At 62.0% G+C, this 16,550-nt stretch carries 19 protein-coding genes and 2 pseudogenes; 16 read left to right on the forward strand and 5 right to left on the reverse strand.

The window, feature by feature from the left end:
* From BW990_RS16995 to BW990_RS17010, 4 genes are read left to right on the forward strand one after another with little or no spacing between them, the layout of a single operon-like run.
* Complete coding sequence (locus BW990_RS16995; RefSeq protein WP_076449916.1) at window positions 1-891, forward strand: branched-chain amino acid ABC transporter permease; 891 nt, start codon at window positions 1-3, stop codon at window positions 889-891.
* Window positions 876-1,616: an ABC transporter ATP-binding protein gene (locus tag BW990_RS17000; protein WP_076449918.1), complete on the forward strand. Its 741-nt coding sequence runs from the start codon at window positions 876-878 to the stop codon at window positions 1,614-1,616. Before BW990_RS16995 ends, BW990_RS17000 begins: the two co-directional genes overlap by 16 nt.
* Entirely contained in the window at window positions 1,609-2,298 is a 690-nt protein-coding gene (locus BW990_RS17005) for an ATP-binding cassette domain-containing protein (protein ID WP_076449919.1), read from the forward strand. Before BW990_RS17000 ends, BW990_RS17005 begins: the two co-directional genes overlap by 8 nt.
* Window positions 2,286-2,690 (forward strand): FixH family protein, encoded by a 405-nt coding sequence (locus BW990_RS17010; protein ID WP_076449921.1) that lies wholly within the window; start codon window positions 2,286-2,288, stop codon window positions 2,688-2,690. The genes BW990_RS17005 and BW990_RS17010 overlap by 13 nt, the downstream gene beginning before the upstream one ends.
* Here the strand turns inward: BW990_RS17010 and BW990_RS17015 are convergent.
* Entirely contained in the window at window positions 2,687-3,637 is a 951-nt protein-coding gene (locus BW990_RS17015; protein WP_076449922.1) for a LysR family transcriptional regulator, read from the reverse strand. The genes BW990_RS17010 and BW990_RS17015 overlap by 4 nt on opposite strands.
* On the opposite strand from BW990_RS17015, the gene BW990_RS17020 reads away from it, so the two are divergent.
* From BW990_RS17020 to citF, 6 genes are all read left to right on the forward strand, one after another.
* Entirely contained in the window at window positions 3,603-4,901 is a 1,299-nt protein-coding gene (locus BW990_RS17020; RefSeq protein ID WP_327214193.1) for a CaiB/BaiF CoA transferase family protein, read from the forward strand. The two genes, BW990_RS17015 and BW990_RS17020, sit on opposite strands and share 35 nt — an antisense overlap.
* A gap of 108 nt (window positions 4,902-5,009) precedes the next feature.
* Entirely contained in the window at window positions 5,010-5,957 is a 948-nt protein-coding gene (locus BW990_RS17025) for a glutathione S-transferase family protein (protein ID WP_076449926.1), read from the forward strand.
* 24 nt (window positions 5,958-5,981) lie between these two features.
* Window positions 5,982-6,404, forward strand: a complete 423-nt coding sequence (locus tag BW990_RS17030) for an ester cyclase (protein ID WP_076449953.1) — start codon at window positions 5,982-5,984, stop codon at window positions 6,402-6,404.
* A 4-nt stretch (window positions 6,405-6,408) separates the two neighbouring features.
* Window positions 6,409-7,152, forward strand: a complete 744-nt coding sequence (locus BW990_RS17035) for an SDR family oxidoreductase (protein WP_076449927.1) — start codon at window positions 6,409-6,411, stop codon at window positions 7,150-7,152.
* 15 nt (window positions 7,153-7,167) lie between these two features.
* Entirely contained in the window at window positions 7,168-7,980 is an 813-nt protein-coding gene (locus BW990_RS17040; protein WP_076449928.1) for an HpcH/HpaI aldolase/citrate lyase family protein, read from the forward strand.
* Entirely contained in the window at window positions 7,973-9,418 is a 1,446-nt protein-coding gene (citF, locus tag BW990_RS17045) for a citrate lyase subunit alpha (protein WP_083950690.1), read from the forward strand. Before BW990_RS17040 ends, citF begins: the two co-directional genes overlap by 8 nt.
* A gap of 98 nt (window positions 9,419-9,516) precedes the next feature.
* On the opposite strand, the gene BW990_RS17050 is transcribed toward citF, so the two are convergent.
* Window positions 9,517-10,221, reverse strand: coding sequence for an IS6 family transposase (locus BW990_RS17050; RefSeq protein ID WP_076449930.1), 705 nt, complete (start codon window positions 10,219-10,221; stop codon window positions 9,517-9,519).
* Between the two features lie 539 nt (window positions 10,222-10,760).
* On the opposite strand from BW990_RS17050, the gene BW990_RS17055 reads away from it, so the two are divergent.
* The 4 genes from BW990_RS17055 (at window position 10,761) to BW990_RS17070 (ending at window position 13,843) form a co-directional block, all read left to right on the forward strand.
* Window positions 10,761-11,591 (forward strand): PRC-barrel domain-containing protein, encoded by an 831-nt coding sequence (locus tag BW990_RS17055; protein ID WP_076449931.1) that lies wholly within the window; start codon window positions 10,761-10,763, stop codon window positions 11,589-11,591.
* Between the two features lie 178 nt (window positions 11,592-11,769).
* Window positions 11,770-12,024 carry a GlsB/YeaQ/YmgE family stress response membrane protein gene (locus tag BW990_RS17060; protein WP_076449932.1) on the forward strand — a complete coding sequence of 85 codons (255 nt, stop codon included), beginning with the start codon at window positions 11,770-11,772 and terminating at the stop codon, window positions 12,022-12,024.
* A 78-nt stretch (window positions 12,025-12,102) separates the two neighbouring features.
* The gene (locus BW990_RS21950) at window positions 12,103-12,324 is read left to right on the forward strand and encodes a cyclic nucleotide-binding domain-containing protein (protein WP_159441683.1); all 222 of its coding nucleotides are present in this window, start codon (window positions 12,103-12,105) and stop codon (window positions 12,322-12,324) included.
* A 316-nt stretch (window positions 12,325-12,640) separates the two neighbouring features.
* Window positions 12,641-13,843 (forward strand): IS256-like element ISPebe1 family transposase, encoded by a 1,203-nt coding sequence (locus tag BW990_RS17070; RefSeq protein ID WP_076449934.1) that lies wholly within the window; start codon window positions 12,641-12,643, stop codon window positions 13,841-13,843.
* 70 nt (window positions 13,844-13,913) lie between these two features.
* On the opposite strand, the pseudogene BW990_RS17075 reads toward BW990_RS17070, so the two are convergent.
* The 3 genes and pseudogenes from BW990_RS17075 to BW990_RS17085 all read right to left on the reverse strand — a co-directional run.
* Window positions 13,914-14,153: pseudogene (locus tag BW990_RS17075) on the reverse strand ((2Fe-2S)-binding protein); the annotation flags it as partial.
* 87 nt (window positions 14,154-14,240) lie between these two features.
* Entirely contained in the window at window positions 14,241-14,480 is a 240-nt protein-coding gene (locus BW990_RS17080) for a hypothetical protein (RefSeq protein WP_076449935.1), read from the reverse strand.
* A gap of 113 nt (window positions 14,481-14,593) precedes the next feature.
* Window positions 14,594-14,830 carry a hypothetical protein gene (locus BW990_RS17085; protein WP_076449936.1) on the reverse strand — a complete coding sequence of 79 codons (237 nt, stop codon included), beginning with the start codon at window positions 14,828-14,830 and terminating at the stop codon, window positions 14,594-14,596.
* Between the two features lie 198 nt (window positions 14,831-15,028).
* On the opposite strand from BW990_RS17085, the gene BW990_RS17090 reads away from it, so the two are divergent.
* Entirely contained in the window at window positions 15,029-15,760 is a 732-nt protein-coding gene (locus BW990_RS17090; RefSeq protein ID WP_076449937.1) for a Crp/Fnr family transcriptional regulator, read from the forward strand.
* A gap of 113 nt (window positions 15,761-15,873) precedes the next feature.
* Window positions 15,874-16,550, forward strand: a pseudogene (locus tag BW990_RS21115) (transposase); the annotation flags it as partial.

Genomic DNA, 16,550 nt, shown 5'->3' on the forward strand with positions numbered 1-16,550 from the left:
ATGGACCCGTATCTCGTCTCCGTCCTGTCCAATATCGGGCTGTTTTCCTTCCTCGCCCTTTCGGCCTGGATCCTGCTGCTCGGCGGGGAAATCAGCTTCGGGCAGCAGGCCTATTTCGCGATCGGTGCCTATGCCGCGGGTATCGCAAGCGCTGTCTGGGCCTGGCCTTTCACCGCCGCCGTGCTTTGGGGCGCTGTCCTTGGAGCCGGCATCGGCGCGCTGATCGCCTGGCCTGCGGCGCGGTTCACCGGTGTTCATTACGCCATCGCGACACTGGCCTTTGCGGAACTGACCCGCGCAGCCCTCAATGTCTTTCACTACCAGCGAGATGTCGACGGCTACCTTACGGGTCCCGACGGTGCGAACGGATTTGGCGACATCCGCTGGGTTTACGAGGCAGGCATCGAGCCGGGACCGTATCTGGCCGTTATCGCCACTTTGCTGCTGGCCGTGATCGCCCTCATCGGTCTCGCCGCGCGCCTGGACGTGATGGCACAGCTTCGCATGGTCGGCGAAGACCCGATCCTTGCTGCCATGCAGGGTGTCCGCGTCCTTCGCTGGAAGATTGGCGCTGCTGCGGCAGCGGGCGGGCTCGCCGGGTTGGGCGGCGGGCTCTATGCACACTTCGCCACATATGTAGAACCAGCACAGTTCAGCGTGATGACCGGCGTTCACGCGGTCGCTTACGGACTGATCGGAGGCCTCGGAACGGCGCTTGGCCCGATCCTCGGCGTGCTGATCGACATCGGGCTCCTCGAGTCGCTGAGGGCGCTCGCCGCATACAGAATGATCGTCTTCGGCGGTCTCGTTGCGATCATCCTGATCTTGCGGCCGCGAGGGCTCCTGGACGAAACACTTGTTGCGAAAGTGCGGGCATGGGCGCGTCGCTAGACATCACGGGGCTGACGCTGCGCTTCGGCGGCGTAACCGCGCTCGACGGGCTCGATCTGTCGGTTGCGTCCGGAACAGTCCTGGGCGTCGCAGGGCCGAACGGGTCAGGAAAATCGAGCCTGATCAATGTCCTGACCGGTCATTATCAGGCAAACGGCAAGATTGCTCTCGACGGCCAGCCGATCGAACATCTCGCCACGTCCGAGCGAGCGCGGCTGGGCCTCGTTCGCACGTTCCAGACGCCGCGCGTGTATCGGCGGATGTCGGTCATCGACAACATGCGGGTGGCGGTGCATGCGACACAGGCCATCTTTCGAGGACGCTCGGACCGACGTCACCGCGACGGTCGCCTGCGCGACGACCTGGCCATTTTCGGCCTGTCGCATCGGGCAGATGCGCTGCCAGACGCATTGACGCCATACGAACTCAGGCTTCTCGAGTTGGCGAGGGCTCACGCCACCGGCGCGACAGTTGTGCTCCTTGATGAACCCTCGGCCGGAGCGTCGGAGGACGAGGCACACCGGCTGAGCCGCATCCTGATCGAACACCTGATGCCCGGGCGCACTGTCTTGCTTGTCGAGCACCGGCTGGACATGCTGCGCGCGCTTTGCGCGGACCTTGTTGTGCTCCGTGCGGGGCGGAAGATCGCCTTTGGCAGCCCCTCCGCGGTACTGGACAGCCGCGAGATCCGGACCTGTCTCATGGGAGAACCTGTGGATGCTTGACGTGCGGAACCTCTCCGTCGCATGGCGCGGAGCGGCGGTGATCGACGAGGCCAGTTTCACCGTGAACCCCGGAGAGATCGTGGTCCTGACCGGCCCCAATGGATCCGGGAAATCCAGCTTGATCAGGGCGTTGATCGGGCTTTCGCCTGTGGCGGGCGGCTGCGTGCGCTGGAACAGGCGCGACGTGACCCACCGCCCCTTTCACGCGCGCGAAGGCATGGCCCTAGTGCCCGAGGGGCGTTTATTGGCGTCAAGGCTGACTGTCGAAGAAGCGCTGCTGCTCGGCGCGGGCCGGGGCGGCGCCGTGCAATGTGCCTCGGTGATGCAGGAGATGTTCGACCGCTTCCCGATCCTTGAAACGCGCAAGGACCAGCCCGCCGGAATTCTCTCGGGGGGCGAGGCGCAGATGCTGAGCCTTGCGCGTGCCCTTATGCCACAGCCGCGATTGCTGATGCTGGACGAGCCGACACTCGGGCTCTCCCCTGTCGCCGCCAAGGCAGTGGTCGCGATGCTCGAAAACCTGCGCACGGAAGGTATCGGCATGCTGCTCACGGATCAGCACAGCCAAGCCGCACTGACGCTCGCCGACCGCGCGTTTGCACTCTTTGACCGACGTTTGCGCCCCATGGCGCCGCCCTGCCCCACGCCCGAAGAAAGGGAGATAGCGGCATGTTCCGCTTGAAACTTGCCATCCTTGCCTGTCTCGCCACCCCGGCGTTGGGCGACCGCCTTCTGGCAGAGGCCACGTGTGCGCCGACGGACACAGAGATGCAATTCAACTGTGAGATTTCACTCTCAGAGGGCGGCGTGCCGGTCGAGGGCGCCGCCTTTACGGTCAAGCCGGACATGCGGTCGATGCCGATGGCGCACAACATCCCCCCGGTTGCGTCCAAAGCCACGGAAAGCCCGGGGATTTATTCGGTCCGACTGGACCTTCAGATGCTGGGCGACTGGACGCTGACGCTGGACCTGACCGAGCCGCGCCGCGACCGCGTTATCCTACGCCACACCTTCGATGAGACGACGCTGGATCATCCATCCATGGACCATTCCAGCCAAGGCGCCTCACATTAGGCATGGGTCATTTCGGGCTGATCCTCGGCCCGCCAAATGCCGCGCGCAACCAGATCGCGGATGACCTCGATGGTGATCCTTTCCAATTCGCGGCTGGCTGTGGTCACGGGTTTCGCCGGATTGCGTACCAGATAGACCGGCCGGGTCATCCGCGGCTCGACGATCGGGGCCATGATCAACTCGCCACGCTCCACGAAGTCGATGGCGGCTGCGGGCGCGAGGATCGTGTAGCCCGAGCCACGCGACACCATGGTCTTGATCTGACTGAGCGCATCCATTTCGGTCGCCACGTTCAGCTGGACACCCTGGCTTCGGGTGAAGCGGTCGATCATCGTCCGAAGCCCGTGATGTTTGGACGGCAGCACCATCTCGACCGGAGCAAGGTCGGACAGCCGGACAGCCGTGCCCTCCCGCGTCTCGAAAGGCCAGGCATCGGGCGCAGAGAAGAAGAACAGATCCTCGGTCATGAGCTGGCGGTGTGTCAGGTGCCGGACCCCGCTGATGTCGTAGAGGATACCGAGGTCGATGGACTGGTCTTCCAACCACGTCTGAATGAAGCCACTCATGGCCTCGATGGCGCGCAGACGGACCTTCGGCAGATCCAGCCGCACCGTCTCGGCGAGCGGGACCGACAGCACCATCGACACCGAACTCGGCAAGCCGAAGCTGACATCGCCCAACGGTTCCGAGCCCGAGCGACGAACGGCCTCGACCGCGTTTTCGAGGGCGACGACGATTTCGCGCGCGTGGCTCAGCAGCACCTCACCAGCTTGCGTCAGTGACACCCCACGCGGGCTCCGCTCCAACAGCTTCACGCCGAGATCCCTTTCGAGCGACAGCACATGCTGCGACAGGGAAGGCTGGGCGACGTTCACCCGCTGCGCCGCCGCCGAGAGCGACCCCTCTTCGGCAATGGCGATGAAATACCTCAGTTGCTTGATATCCATGCATGCGCCTCCCCACGCCATAGTAATTTCCTCTAGCACAGGGAGGAAGAGGGTATTTCCGACCCGCCTGCCAAACTGGGATACCGGTCTTGGCAACACGAAGGACACGCATCCCATGCTGGATCTTGACGGAATAACGGTTGTGGCCCTGGAACAGGCTGTGGCCGCACCCTACGCCTCGGGCAGGCTCGCCGATGCGGGCGCGCGGGTCATCAAGATCGAGCGCGTGGAGGGCGACTTTGCGCGTGGATACGATGCGCTGGTGAACGGCGAAAGCGCCTATTTCGTCTGGTTGAACCGCGGCAAGGAATCGATCCGGCTGGATGTGAAGAAACCGGATGATCACGCTCTTCTCGATCGCATGATTGCGGGCGCGGACGTGTTCATCCAGAACCTCGCGCCCGGTGCTGCCGCCCGGCTCGGCTTCGGAGCGGACACGCTTCTGGCGCGGTTTCCCCGGCTGATCCATTGTTCGATTTCAGGCTACGGCGAAGAGGGTCCCTATCGCGACCAGAAGGCTTACGACCTGCTTATTCAGGCCGAAAGCGGGCTCTGCGCGATCAACGGCACCGAGGATGGCGCGGCCCGCGTTGGCGTCTCCGTCTGCGACATCGCGGCCGGGATGACGGCATTTCAGGCGATTTTGCAAGCGCTCTTCGCGCGCGAGCGCACAGGCCGCGGCCGCGCGATCGACGTGTCGCTCTTCCACGCAATGGCCGATTGGATGAATGTTCCTTACCTCCAGACACGCTACGGCGGCAAACCGCCCGCTCGCGTCGGCCTGAAACATCCCACCATCGCGCCCTATGGCGCCTATGACTGCGCCGACGGCAAGGCGGTGCTGATCTCGATCCAGAACGAACGCGAATGGCAGCGACTTTGCACGGACGTCTTCGGCGATCCGACCCTCGCGACCGATACACGCTTTGCCGCGAACTCGCTGCGCGTCGCCAACCGGCCCGCCCTTGAAGACCGCGTTTCGGAGGGTTTCGCCCAGGTTTCAAGAGACGAGATGATCGGCCGCCTGAAAGCGGCCCGGATCGCATTCGGGCGACTGTCGGACCTCGACGACCTGATGGCCCATCCCCAGAACCGGCTGATTTCGGTCACGACCAGCGCGGGCGAGATCGAGATGCTGGCGCCGGGCGCGGTCATTCGCGGAGACGATCCGGTGTATCGCCCTGTGCCCGCCCTTGGTGCCCACGACGCGCTTCTGCGCGCAGAGTTCGGTCCGCCCGTCCGTGCACACAGAGTGAACGCCTAGAAGATTTGCCTATGGGAACCGGAGAGAAACGGTCTTACCGCGCCATCGGAGCGCGGTGATACGTTCCTGCCAACGGCACAAATGACATATCCAGGGAGGAAGCCACCCGTGTCCGACATCATCATGCATCACTATGACCTTTCCCCCTTTTCCGAGAAGATCCGGTTGGCGCTCGGCTACAAGGGGCTGGACTGGAGTTCGGTTATCGTCGAAGCCGTGCCGCCGCGCCCGCTTCTCGACACGCTGACCGGCGGGTACCGCAGGGTGCCGGTCCTGCAGGTCGGTGCCGATATCTACTGCGACACCGAGGTGATCTTCCGCGCATTGGAGCGGATCCGGCCAGAACCGACGCTCTACCCGACCGGCGAGGGCCTCTCGAAGGCGCTGTCGCTCTGGTGGGACCGCTCGACATGGAAACCGGCGATCGGCGTTCTGGTCGACCATATCGGCGAGCATCTGCCCGAAGCGTTCCTGAAGGACCGCAAGGACAATTACCTTGGCTACGACATCTCTAAGAACGGGATGGCCCCGATGCTGCCGGCCTATGTCCAGCAGATGACGGCCTTTGCCGACTGGCTGGCCTCAATGCTGCGCGAGACCGGGAAATATCTGACGGGCGACCGCCTCAGCGCCGCCGATCTGACCTGCCACCATTCTCTCTGGCTTCTCCGCGCGAATTGCGGCGCAGACGCGATCGACGCCCAGCTTCGTCTGGCGCCAGAGGTCGTCGCCTGGATGGACCGGATCGCCGCCATCGGGCATGGGAACAAGACCGACATGACGCCGGAAGAGGCCGTGGCGGTTGCCAAGGCCGCCACGCCCGCCGATCCGGCGCTGGGCGACAATGATCCCTCTGGCATCGCACTCGGCGCTGACGTCAGCGTGACGCCCGACGACAATGCGCGCGTCCCGGTCACCGGCACGCTCGTCGGCGCGGACACGCAGGAAGTCGCCATCGCGATCGACAGCCCCGAGGCCGGGCGGCTACACGTTCACTTCCCGCGCGCCGGGTTCGAGACCATCGCAACATCCAAAAGCGCCCGCAGCGCAGCCTGATTAGGAGACAGGGACATGAAAGACATGACTGGCACCGACACCATCGCCGCCAACAAGCAGCGCGCGCGCGACTACTTCAAAGCGTTCGCGACGCAGGACAAGGACTGGCTGGAAGCCAATGTCGCGCCGACCTACGTACGGCAGGACACCACCCTGCCCTTCGACGTGAAAGGTCCCGAGGGTGTCCTGGCGCTCGGCGACGTTCTGCTCGGCGCCTTCTCCGAGGTCGAACTGGATATTCAGGACGTGATCGCCGAAAACGACAAGGTGCTTGTTCATCTGCGATTCCGCGGCGTCCACTCGGGCCCCTTCGGCGACTATCCGGCCTCGAACAGCCGGTTCGACGTCATGGTGCTCGACTTCTTCCGGATGGAAGACGGCATGATCGCCGAACAATGGCCCGCCATCGACAATCTCGGCCTGCAACAACAGATCGGGATGCTTTGAGACCATGCGCTTGAGCGGCAAATCGGCATTGGTGACGGGGGCGGCCTCGGGCTTCGGGGCCGCCATCGCCGAAACCTTCGCGCGGGAGGGCGCGGCGGTTACGATCCTCGATCTGAACGGCGACGGCGCGGCCGAGATGGCAAACCGTTTCGGGGGCGCATCGGTCAAGGGCGATGTGACACGCGCGGCCGACATCGAGTCCGCTGTAAAGACGGCACGCGACCATGGCGGCTCGCTCGACATCATCGTTAACAATGCCGGGTGGACGCATCGCAACAAGCCGATGCTCGACGTCACGGAAGAGGAATACGAGCGCCTCTACGACATCAATGTCCGCTCGATTTTCCACATGACCCGCGCCTGCGTACCCGTCATGCGCGAGCAGGGCGGCGGCGTGATCCTGAACATCGGCTCGACCGCCGGAATCCGCCCCCGACCCGGGCTGACCTGGTACAACTCGACCAAAGGGGCGGTGAACCTGCTGTCGAAATCCATGGCCGTCGAACTCGCGCCAGACCGGATCCGGGTGAATTGCGTAGCGCCTGTGATAGGCGCGACCGCTCTTCTCGAAAGCTTCATGGGCGTGCCCGACACGCCGGAGAATCGTGCGAAATTCGTCGCCACGATCCCGCTGGGCCGGATGTCCGAGCCGCAGGACATCGCCAATGCCTGCCTCTACCTCGCGTCGGACGAGGCCGAGTTCATCACCGGCACAGTCTTCGAGGTCGACGGCGGCCGCACCGTGTGACAAGGATCGCGGGTCATGTCGCTCCCCATCACTTACCTTTTCGTACCCGGCGACCGGCCTGATCGCTTCGAGAAAGCCTTGGGTTCAGGCGCGGACCGGGTGATCCTCGATCTCGAAGACGCGGTCCGCCCCGAGGCCAAGGCGACGGCGCGGGAGGCGATCCTCGGAGCGTCGCTCGACTGGAGCCGCGTGGTCGTGCGGATCAACGATGTCGCCTCGCCTTACTTCAATCAGGACAAAACGTTCCTTGCCGACCTTGAAGCCGCTACGGTCATGGTCCCCAAGGCAGAAACCGTTGATACACTGGCATGGGTCGCCGAGGCTACCGGCAGGGAGATCGAGGTGCTTGCCCAGATCGAAACCGTCCGTGGCCTGGAAGCGGTGCCCGACCTCCTGAGCCACCCTGCGGCAAGACGCGCAGCCTTCGGCCATCTTGACTTCGCGCTCGATCTCGGTGCGGCAACCGACTGGGAGGCGCTGCTTTATGCGCGGTCGCGGCTCGTGGCGCTGTCGCGACTTGCGGGCGCCCTGCCGCCTGTCGACAGCGTGACAACGGATGTGCAGGACGAAGCGCGGCTTCGGGAGGATGCGGGGGCCGCGCGGCGCCTCGGGTTCGGCGCCAAGCTCCTGATACACCCGGCGCAGGTCGCGCCTGCCGACGAGGTCTTCCGACCGAGCGACGCGGAGCGCGACTGGGCGCGGCGTGTGCTCGATGTCGTGGCGCAAGGCGCCGCAGGGGCGGTCGCCGTGGACGGCAAGATGATCGACAAGCCCGTCGAGGAGGCGGCGCACCGCATTTTTGCGCGCGCCGGAGAAATCAATGCCTGAGGGGTCGATCCACACGCATGAGCTTGCAGCCAGCAAATGCCTGCCCAGCCTTTCGGATGCCGTCGCCGCGACCGGGCTGAAGGATGGCGCGACGATCTCGTTTCATCACCATCTGCGCAATGGGGACGCGGTCATCAACACGGTCGTGAACATGCTGGCCGAGGCCGGTCTGCGCGATCTGCATCTCGCGGTCACCTCGCTCTTTCCGGTCCATGCGCCGCTGGTCGAGCATATCCGGTCGGGCGTGATCGGGCGCATCTCCGCCAGTTTCATCTCCGGCCCGGTTGGCGAGGCGATCAGCCGGGGCGCACTGGCCGAGCCCGTTACGCTTCGCTCGCATGGCGGGCGCGCCCGCGCCATCGACACGGGCGAGATGCCGATCGACGTAGCCTTCGTTGCGGCGCCGGCTGCAGACGAGTTGGGCAACCTCTCTGGCCGGACGGGCCGCGCGCCCTGCGGCACGCTCGGCTACCCGATGGTCGATGTGGAACGGGCGGCCCATGTCGTCGCCGTCACTGACACCCTTGTCCCCTTCCCGGCCCAACCCATCGACATCCCCCAGAACAAGGTCGATTTCGTCGCCGTGATCCCCTCCATCGGCGATCCCGGCGGTATCGCCTCCGGCGCGACCAACCCGGCCACCGACGCGTTAAGTCTCGGCATCGCAAGGAACACCGCCGCCGTCATCGCGGCCAGCGGGCTTCTGGAGGACGGTTTCGCGTTCCAGACCGGCGCGGGCGGCATTTCCCTCGCAACCGCCGCTGCGGTCGGCCGCGAAATGCGCGCACGCGGGATCGTCGGCAGCTTCGCCTGCGGCGGCATCACCGGCTTCCACGTCGAGATGCTGGAGGCCGGTCTGTTTCGAGCTCTGATGGACGTGCAGTGCTTCGACCTGGCCGCCGTCGCCTCCTATAGCCGCAATGCAAATCATATGGCGATGTCAGCCGCCGCCTATGCCGGGCCCCATATCGGCGGCGCGGTTGTTGACAGATTGTCTGCGGTGGTGCTGGGCGCGGCCGAGGTGGATCTTGACTTCAACGTCAACGTGACAACCCGCGCGGGCGGCGTGCTGATCGGCGGATCGGGCGGGCATGCAGACGCGGCTCAGGGCGCGCGGCTGACCCTTATCACAACACGGCTGACCGCGGCGGGCTTTCCCAAGATCGTGCCCCACGTCACCACGCTGACGACTCCCGGACGCTCGGTCGATGTGGTCGTGACCGAAGCCGGACTGGCGATCAACCCGGCGCGTCGGGACCTGTCGGATCGCCTCGCCAAGGCGGGTTTGCCGATCCTGACCATCGAAGACCTTGCCGCCAAGGCGCAGGCGGCGGCCACGAAGTCCGTTCCGCCACGCGTGCAAGGTCGGATTGTCGCCCATTCAGAATACCGCGATGGTACAATCATCGACGACATACACTGTGTCGACGAGGTCTGACGTGACCGACGATTGCGGACCTCAGCGGCGAGCACCAGACCGAACGGTGCTGTCAGACCAATTCGAACTCGTCTCAGCAAGGGCAGCGGCATTGACCCTTATGTCGCGCAAAGAGCGCGCCACTCGGCGAGAGCGGCAGCGCGGTTAGCCTTGAAGTGGGGTCGGCTGGAGAGGCTGCGGTCTTGATTTAAGTGATTAGAGACAGAGGCGTGGACGGCGGCGAATTTCTGAAGACTTCGCATGCGCCGGAAACGGAGCATCGCCCGCTCCCGTCGTCGAAATGGGAGGTGTGGATTTTCCACACGATTGTTGAGCCAACGTCCCGTCTCCTGCCGGTCGCCTGCTCCGATTACTTTCAGCGCTGCACCGTAGGTCCGGAGGTTGTCCGTAACGATGACATCGGGCTGACCGTGCTTCCGCTTTGCTTTCTTTAAGAATTTCAACGCGGCTTTCTTGTCTCGCGTCTTCGTCACAAAGCTTTCGAGTACCTCACCTTCGTGATCGACGGCTCGCCATAGATAGTGTTTCTCGCCGTTGATCTTCACGAACATCTCGTCGAGGTGCCACCGCCAGCGGCTGGAACGCATGCCTTCAATCCGGCGTTTCCGGATCTCGGATGCGAACATCGGGCCGAAGCGATGCCACCAGAACCGGACGGTCTCGTGACTGACGTCGACACCACGCTCGTGCAGCAAATCTTCGACGTTCCGAAGCGACAGTGGGAACCGGACGTACAACATTACGGCAAGTCGGATGATCGCAGGCGACTTTTTGAAAAACTTGAAAGGGCTGGGTTTGATCATGCGGGGACGCTAGCCAGCGCCCTGCCCCGCCTCAAGCCAAGTTCCTCTGACAAAGCCCTTGGCTGCATTGGTGTGCGACGTGGTAACCGAGGCGAACAGGACGAAGAAACCGTTGCGCCTCTCATCAAGCGAGCAAACCCCAAGCCCAGGCCGGTGTATCCATCTTCGATACGCCGGTACAGTCGAGAGCATGCGAGGACCATGTTCTGGAGAATGCGTTTCTCGAAATTGATGCGAGGCTCACCGCCTCTGATGTTCCAAGTATTTTAATTTCAATTATCGACTAGCCTTTTGAACCGGTTTTCGCCGACTTTAGATTATTTTCAAATAGTCTTTGGGTTGATTGAGAGTTTTCGATTTACCGATGTGTATCAGTAAAACTGCCCACATTCTGAGGCAATGTCAGGCTAAGCGCCCGACTCTGCTGGCGTGAAACGACCCAGCCCGATATCGAAAAATGGATCGAACAACGCAATACGCGGTTTGTCGAGAATCCTCGATCTTGGAAGTATTTGGGAAAATCTTAAAAGGATCTTTAAATGACAAGTTCAAAGCACCGACTGACACGCTCCTTGACCGTGGCTATGCTAGCCAGCGCGGCGACCGCGCTTGCACTGACTAGTGTCGCCTACGCCGACGGTCACACGGCGGCGTTCTCCGAAATGGAATTCGATGCCGAAGCGAATCTCAACGCGTCTGCGTTGATCGGAAGCAGCGTCTACGTTTCCGAAATGGACATGAGCGATGGTATGCTGCCGCCGGAGGGTGAGCGCGAATGGGACGACATCGGAGAGATTCACGAGATCGTTCTGACCCGGTCGGGCGGCGTCGACTCGGTGATTGTCGATGTGGGTGGCTTCCTTGGTATGGGCGAGCGTGAGGTCGCCATAGATATGTCCCAGCTGCAGTTTCTCTCGGATGGGGAAGCCTCAGATGAGTATTTCATCGTAGTGCGCTCGAGCGAAGCGGGCGTTGCAGACGCACCCGAGTATCGTGGAGCAAACGGGGAGATGGAGGCAAATGCCGGCAAGCGCAATTCCGACGAGCGCATGAAGCTGACCGCGCCTGCCGTTACGCGCGAAGGCTATGAGGCTGCAAACATGGAGCAGTTGACAACCGAGATGCTGACAGGGGCCCGCGTCTATGGATCAGAAGACGAGGGCATAGGCGAAATCGGCGAGCTGCTTCTGACCGACGATGGCATGATCGACCGCGCTGTGATCAATGTGGGTGGTTTTCTGGGTATGGGCGAACGCCATGTCGCCGTAACGATGGAAGAACTGACAATCCTGCAAGGCGATGGCGATTTGCGGGTCTACATAGAAGCGACAAAAGACGCGCTGAAAGCGCAGCCAGAATACAACAGCTGATGCCCAAACCCATCGTGATGCGATGGACCTTGGATAAATTGCTGCCGCCGGACCTTTGGCGGCAGTTTTCTCAATTCCGGCCTCCGAACTGCTCCGCCGATGGAAGACTCGACCGTAGTAGAGCGTGCTGGACCAATTCAATCCCCGGTCACGGGGTATTCGAGAAGGACGAAGAACAATGGCTGGAATAGGTTGGATCGGGGCGCTGATAATCGGCGCACTGGCCGGGTGGATCGCCGAGAAGATCATGAAGCCAGAGATGGGTTTGTTGATGAACATCGTGCTCGGGATATTGGGTGCGTTGGTCCTGAACGCGATTTTGTATGCGATCCTTGGCAACACGCTTGGCGGCTGGATCGGTCAATTGGTCGTCGGCGCAGCTGGTGCCTGCTTGCTGATCTATGTGGTTCGAGTGATCCCCGGCAGAGCCTAGGCGGTCTTGCCTCAACTCGATGAGTGCAGCAGACGCCCTCAAGTTCTTCTGCTGCAAATCTGCTCTCGGTCCCACGCAGTGCAGATCGGTCTGGGCAACCGTTTCGAAATACTTATGTCTCACGTCGAGATTGAAAAGGTCGTCGGTCTCACATCGATATACGTCAACAAGCTATTGCGGCGGTTCCGGGACGACGGAGCTCTGAAAAACGAGCGCCCGTATTTCACGCTGATGCAACGTGATGTCTGGATGGCTGAGACGTTCTTGGTTGATACCTGTGCGGACATCGATACGTTTTAGTTTTCAAACGAAATTTTCAGTCCGCCGCACCAACACATCAGCACCTACCCTGGAACTGGTGTGAACTAGATTTCAACTACCAATCTCCGGTCACAATGATCTCAGCGGCATGGCTGAACGCTTGCTTTCCGAGCTTGGAAGAGAGCCGAAGATAACAGTTTCGATTTTCGCAATTTGTATGGCCGCGCGTCTCCCTACAGCTGAGCCAATTCATCGGTCGGGGTGACGTCCCAGGGCGTGGTGTAGCTTTCGGTGGCCATCGGGTTTCTCGGTAGGGTCGGGTTGCTGAGCCAACCTGAACCGAGAGACGACCCCGATGACCAAACCCATGATGGACCTGCGTGCGCTGGTAGAGAAGAGCGCCGATGCCGACCTGCTTCGCGAGATGATCGGCTTTGCGGCCGAGCGGCTGATGGAACTGGAGGTCGGCGCCAAGACCGGTGCTGACTATGGTGAGAAGAGCTCCGAGCGGCTTGCACAGCGCAACGGCTATCGCGATCGAGACTGGCAAACCCGGGCCGGTAGCGTCGAGCTGCGCATCCCGCGCCTGCGCACCGGCTCCTATTTCCCCTCGTTCCTCGAGCCGCGGCGATCTGTTGAGAAGGCCCTGACGGCCGTGATCCAGGAAGCATATGTCCATGGCGTCTCGACGCGATCAATGGACGACTTGGTGCAGGCCATGGGTGGCACCGGGGTGTCGAAGAGCCAGGTCAGCCGCCTGTGCGAGGAGATCGACGAGCGTGTCGACGCCTTCCTCACCCGCCCGATCGAGGGGGAATGGCCCTACCTCTGGATCGACGCGACCTATCTCAAGGTGCGCCAAGGCGGGCGGATCGTATCGGTCGCGGTCACGCTCGCAGTGGGCGTCAACACCGACGGTAGGCGCGAGGTGCTGGGCATGGCGATCGGCGCCTCCGAGGCCGAGCCCTTCTGGACCGAGTTCCTGCGCGAGCTCGTCCGCCGCGGCCTCAGTGGCGTGAAGCTGGTGATTAGCGATGCGCATGAGGGCATCAAGGCCGCCACCGCTCGGGTTCTATCCACGACCAAGCAGCGCTGCCGCGTCCACTTCCAGCGCAATGCGCTCGCCCATGCCGGCAAGAATAGCCGCCGGGTGGTCTCGGCCTTCATTGCCACCGCCTTCGCCCAGCCGGATCATGCGGCGGCGAAGGCACAGTGGCGTCTCGTGGCGGACCAGATGCGCGGCAAGCTCCCGAAGCTCGCCACGCTCATGGACACGGCCGAGGAAGACGTCCTGGCCTATATGACCTTCCCGGCCCAGCATCGCACCAAGCTACACAGCGCCAATCCGATTGAGCGGCTGAACGGCGAGATCAAACGGCGGACGGATGTCGTCGGCATCTTTCCGAACGAGGCTTCGATCCGGCGCCTCGTCGGCGCGATCCTGATGGAGCAGACCGAGGAGTGGACCGTCCAGCGCGCCAGATACATGACGCTGGAAACGCTCGCGCCCGTCTGCGATGGTCTCAGTGTCAGCCTGCCTGCTGCGCAGAGCGACTGACCAGCTCGGCCCGCTCGAAAGCGCGAGGCCCGCGGTGAGCTACTCCACCTCCTGGGACGTCATCCCCGCCGGCAGTTGCCGCGAGTCCCTCTATGGTCGTGACTTTGCTGCCTTGAAGCGTCGAAAGAGGAGTGACGCAGGACCTTCGGGCCTGTCCATCGACGTGGACGGTACAGGCGCCGCATTGCGCGATACCACAGCCGAACTTTGTGCCAGTCAGCCCCAATTCGTCGCGCAGCACCCACAGAAGTGGCGTGTCATCGGACATGTCTATGCTTATGGTGCTTTCATTCACTGTGAATTCGATCAAGGTCCGTTCTCCCAATTGAAATGCGCCGCCCGCCGGGCGGCGTTGGTGTGTTGGGCTGCCGTGCACCTTCAGTTTTGGAGCGCAACGTCACACGGCGGCTTTATGCGGTGGCTTTCTGTGCGCGCCCGTGGCTTTGTGTGGGACGGCCTCGTCGGCTTCGTCCGCGGCCATCTCCAAGCGCGCCTTGCGAAGATGGGCCGTCTTGAGCAGGCGTCTCTCCGTTTCTGTTTGTATGATGTTCACCGCAACCCGCGTCGTCTTTTCCAACGTCGTTTCGGCTCTGGGCTCAGTCATCTTGTTTTCTCTCGGCTTGGGCGGACTGGCCATTCGTCATCCTTTTCGATTCAGTCGACGTCGTGCGTGAGTCGAGAAACTGCTAACCTCTAGAAGACAGGCCTTAATCGCGCCGCGCTCCCAAAGTGGGCCCGCGCGCAATACGTTCACTGCCTGCGGACGGAGTTTCCTCCATCGATCATTCCGACGATCACCTTTGCGGCGGCGGCATTAAGAGCCACCGTGGCTTCATCACCGGGGACGTCGTTCAAGGTCGTCACTGCATCTCTCAGAACATCAACGATGTCCTTTTCCGGCAAGACACCTCCGTCGTTGAGAGCAAGCAGCAGCGACTCGCAGATGGCGAGCGCGGCCGTGCCGGAGACGTCGTTTAGCAACGACATGCGATAGTTTCCTTTCAGGGGTGACCATTACGTAGGCACGACAACACTTGTCGCTTAGATTGCTCGTGGCAGTATCGCAGAAATATTGTAACCGTAGCTAATCCAAAGCAGTCCCACGCAGCTCTTTAAGATGCAGATTGCAAAGACGTGTCGGGGTTCAGCCCCGGATTATTCTGCGCGAGAAAGGGCGATCAAGCGATGAGCATCCAGAACAGTCCGCTCGTGCGGAAGCTTGGTGCCTATGTTTCTCTGTCAGAGCCTGAACTTGAAATTCTTGCGAAGTTCCACAAAAACCGGCGAACCTTCGCTGATAAGATCGAGATGGTTTATGAAGGACAGTCATCTCCCTCCGCCTTCATTCTGGCGAAAGGTTGGGTCTGCTCTTACAAAATCCTGCGTAGCGGCGGGCGTCAGATTGTAGGTTTTCAGATACCAGGCGACTTTATCGGGCTGCGGAGTGTCCTGTTCAGGACTGCCGATCACAGCATTGAACCGATCCAAAAAGTGGAAGCGTCCGAAGTTAAAGTAAAGGATCTGCTCGGCGCCTTCCAGACGTGTCCGCGCCTGGCCACCGCCGTACTGTGGTCCGCGTCGAGCGATGAGGCCATCGTCGTAGAGCGCCTTGTCAGTCTGGGGCGGCGCGATGCGGCCGAACGTGTCGCACATCTGTTTCTGGAATTGAGTGCGCGGCTCAAGCTGGTTGGACTGGCCAGCGCGACCAGCTTTGAATGCCCGGTGTCACAATATCACCTGGCCGACGCATTGGGGTTGAGTGCGATACACATCAATCGCGTCCTGCGGGAACTACGCGAGGATGGACTGCTGACGTTCCGCCGCGGTGTCGTAACATTCGACGATCTGGACCGACTGGTGGAACTGTCAGGGTTCGACAGGGCGTATTTAGACTACGAAGGACCAATGCTGAACTAATGCACTTTCAAAGACGGTGCCATCCAATCGGATGGCACCATTCCGTGGAGTGCCCCCACTGAAGTGGTCCACCAACTGGGATAGATTTATCCCGATGTCAGGAGGACCAAGCGATGGCTGGAAAGCGAGACAAGCCCGAAGAGATTGTGCTGAAGCTGCGGCAGGTTGAAGTGCTGCAGGGACAAGGAAGCTCGATCGCGGATGCCGTGCGCCAGATCGGGGTGACGCAGCAGACCTATTATCGTTGGCGCAAAGAGTATGGCGGCATGAGCCGGGACCAGCTCAAACGGCTGAAGCAGCTTGAGGCTGAGAATGCCCGGCTCAGGCGTGCGGTTTCAGATCTGACGCTGGACAAGATGATCCTGACCGAGGCCGCCCGGGGAAACTACTGAGCCCCGCCCGCCGCCGTCGATGTATCGAGCATGTGCGGCAGACCCTTGGCGTATCTGAGCGCCGGGCCTGCCGCACACTGGGACAGCATCGCTCGACACAGCGCAAGATGCCCATCGGTCTGCCAGACGAAGAACGGCTGACCGATGACATCATCGCGCTGACGCGAGAGTTCGGGCGCTACGGGTATCGCATGATCACCGGGATGCTGAACAACAGCGGCTGGCATGTGAACCACAAGCGCCCCTCTCGGCAGATTTGCGCTGCAAATCGCCTGCCGGGCAGTGGTACGAACGGATCTGGCGGCGGGAGGGGCTTAAAGTCCCGCTGAAACAACCCAAGAAGGGTCGGCTCTGGCTGAATGACGGCTCGTGCATCCGGCTCCGGCCGGAACGCCCGA

Origin of the sequence: Roseivivax lentus, from assembly GCF_900156805.1 — a bacterium.
In the GTDB taxonomy this organism is placed as follows: Bacteria; Pseudomonadota; Alphaproteobacteria; order Rhodobacterales; family Rhodobacteraceae; genus Roseivivax; species Roseivivax lentus.

Coding starts and splice junctions, on each gene's coding strand:
- BW990_RS16995 (WP_076449916.1), top strand. CDS start 1: ATGGACCCGTATCTCGTCTCCGTCCTGTCCAATATCGGGCTGTTTTCC.
- BW990_RS17000 (WP_076449918.1), top strand. CDS start 876: ATGGGCGCGTCGCTAGACATCACGGGGCTGACGCTGCGCTTCGGCGGC.
- BW990_RS17005 (WP_076449919.1), top strand. CDS start 1,609: ATGCTTGACGTGCGGAACCTCTCCGTCGCATGGCGCGGAGCGGCGGTG.
- BW990_RS17010 (WP_076449921.1), top strand. CDS start 2,286: ATGTTCCGCTTGAAACTTGCCATCCTTGCCTGTCTCGCCACCCCGGCG.
- BW990_RS17020 (WP_327214193.1), top strand. CDS start 3,603: ATGGCGATGAAATACCTCAGTTGCTTGATATCCATGCATGCGCCTCCC.
- BW990_RS17015 (WP_076449922.1), bottom strand. CDS start 3,637: ATGGATATCAAGCAACTGAGGTATTTCATCGCCATTGCCGAAGAGGGG.
- BW990_RS17030 (WP_076449953.1), top strand. CDS start 5,982: ATGACTGGCACCGACACCATCGCCGCCAACAAGCAGCGCGCGCGCGAC.
- BW990_RS17035 (WP_076449927.1), top strand. CDS start 6,409: ATGCGCTTGAGCGGCAAATCGGCATTGGTGACGGGGGCGGCCTCGGGC.
- BW990_RS17040 (WP_076449928.1), top strand. CDS start 7,168: ATGTCGCTCCCCATCACTTACCTTTTCGTACCCGGCGACCGGCCTGAT.
- citF (WP_083950690.1), top strand. CDS start 7,973: ATGCCTGAGGGGTCGATCCACACGCATGAGCTTGCAGCCAGCAAATGC.
- BW990_RS17050 (WP_076449930.1), bottom strand. CDS start 10,221: ATGATCAAACCCAGCCCTTTCAAGTTTTTCAAAAAGTCGCCTGCGATC.
- BW990_RS17055 (WP_076449931.1), top strand. CDS start 10,761: ATGACAAGTTCAAAGCACCGACTGACACGCTCCTTGACCGTGGCTATG.
- BW990_RS17060 (WP_076449932.1), top strand. CDS start 11,770: ATGGCTGGAATAGGTTGGATCGGGGCGCTGATAATCGGCGCACTGGCC.
- BW990_RS17070 (WP_076449934.1), top strand. CDS start 12,641: ATGACCAAACCCATGATGGACCTGCGTGCGCTGGTAGAGAAGAGCGCC.
- BW990_RS17080 (WP_076449935.1), bottom strand. CDS start 14,480: ATGGCCAGTCCGCCCAAGCCGAGAGAAAACAAGATGACTGAGCCCAGA.
- BW990_RS17085 (WP_076449936.1), bottom strand. CDS start 14,830: ATGTCGTTGCTAAACGACGTCTCCGGCACGGCCGCGCTCGCCATCTGC.
- BW990_RS17090 (WP_076449937.1), top strand. CDS start 15,029: ATGAGCATCCAGAACAGTCCGCTCGTGCGGAAGCTTGGTGCCTATGTT.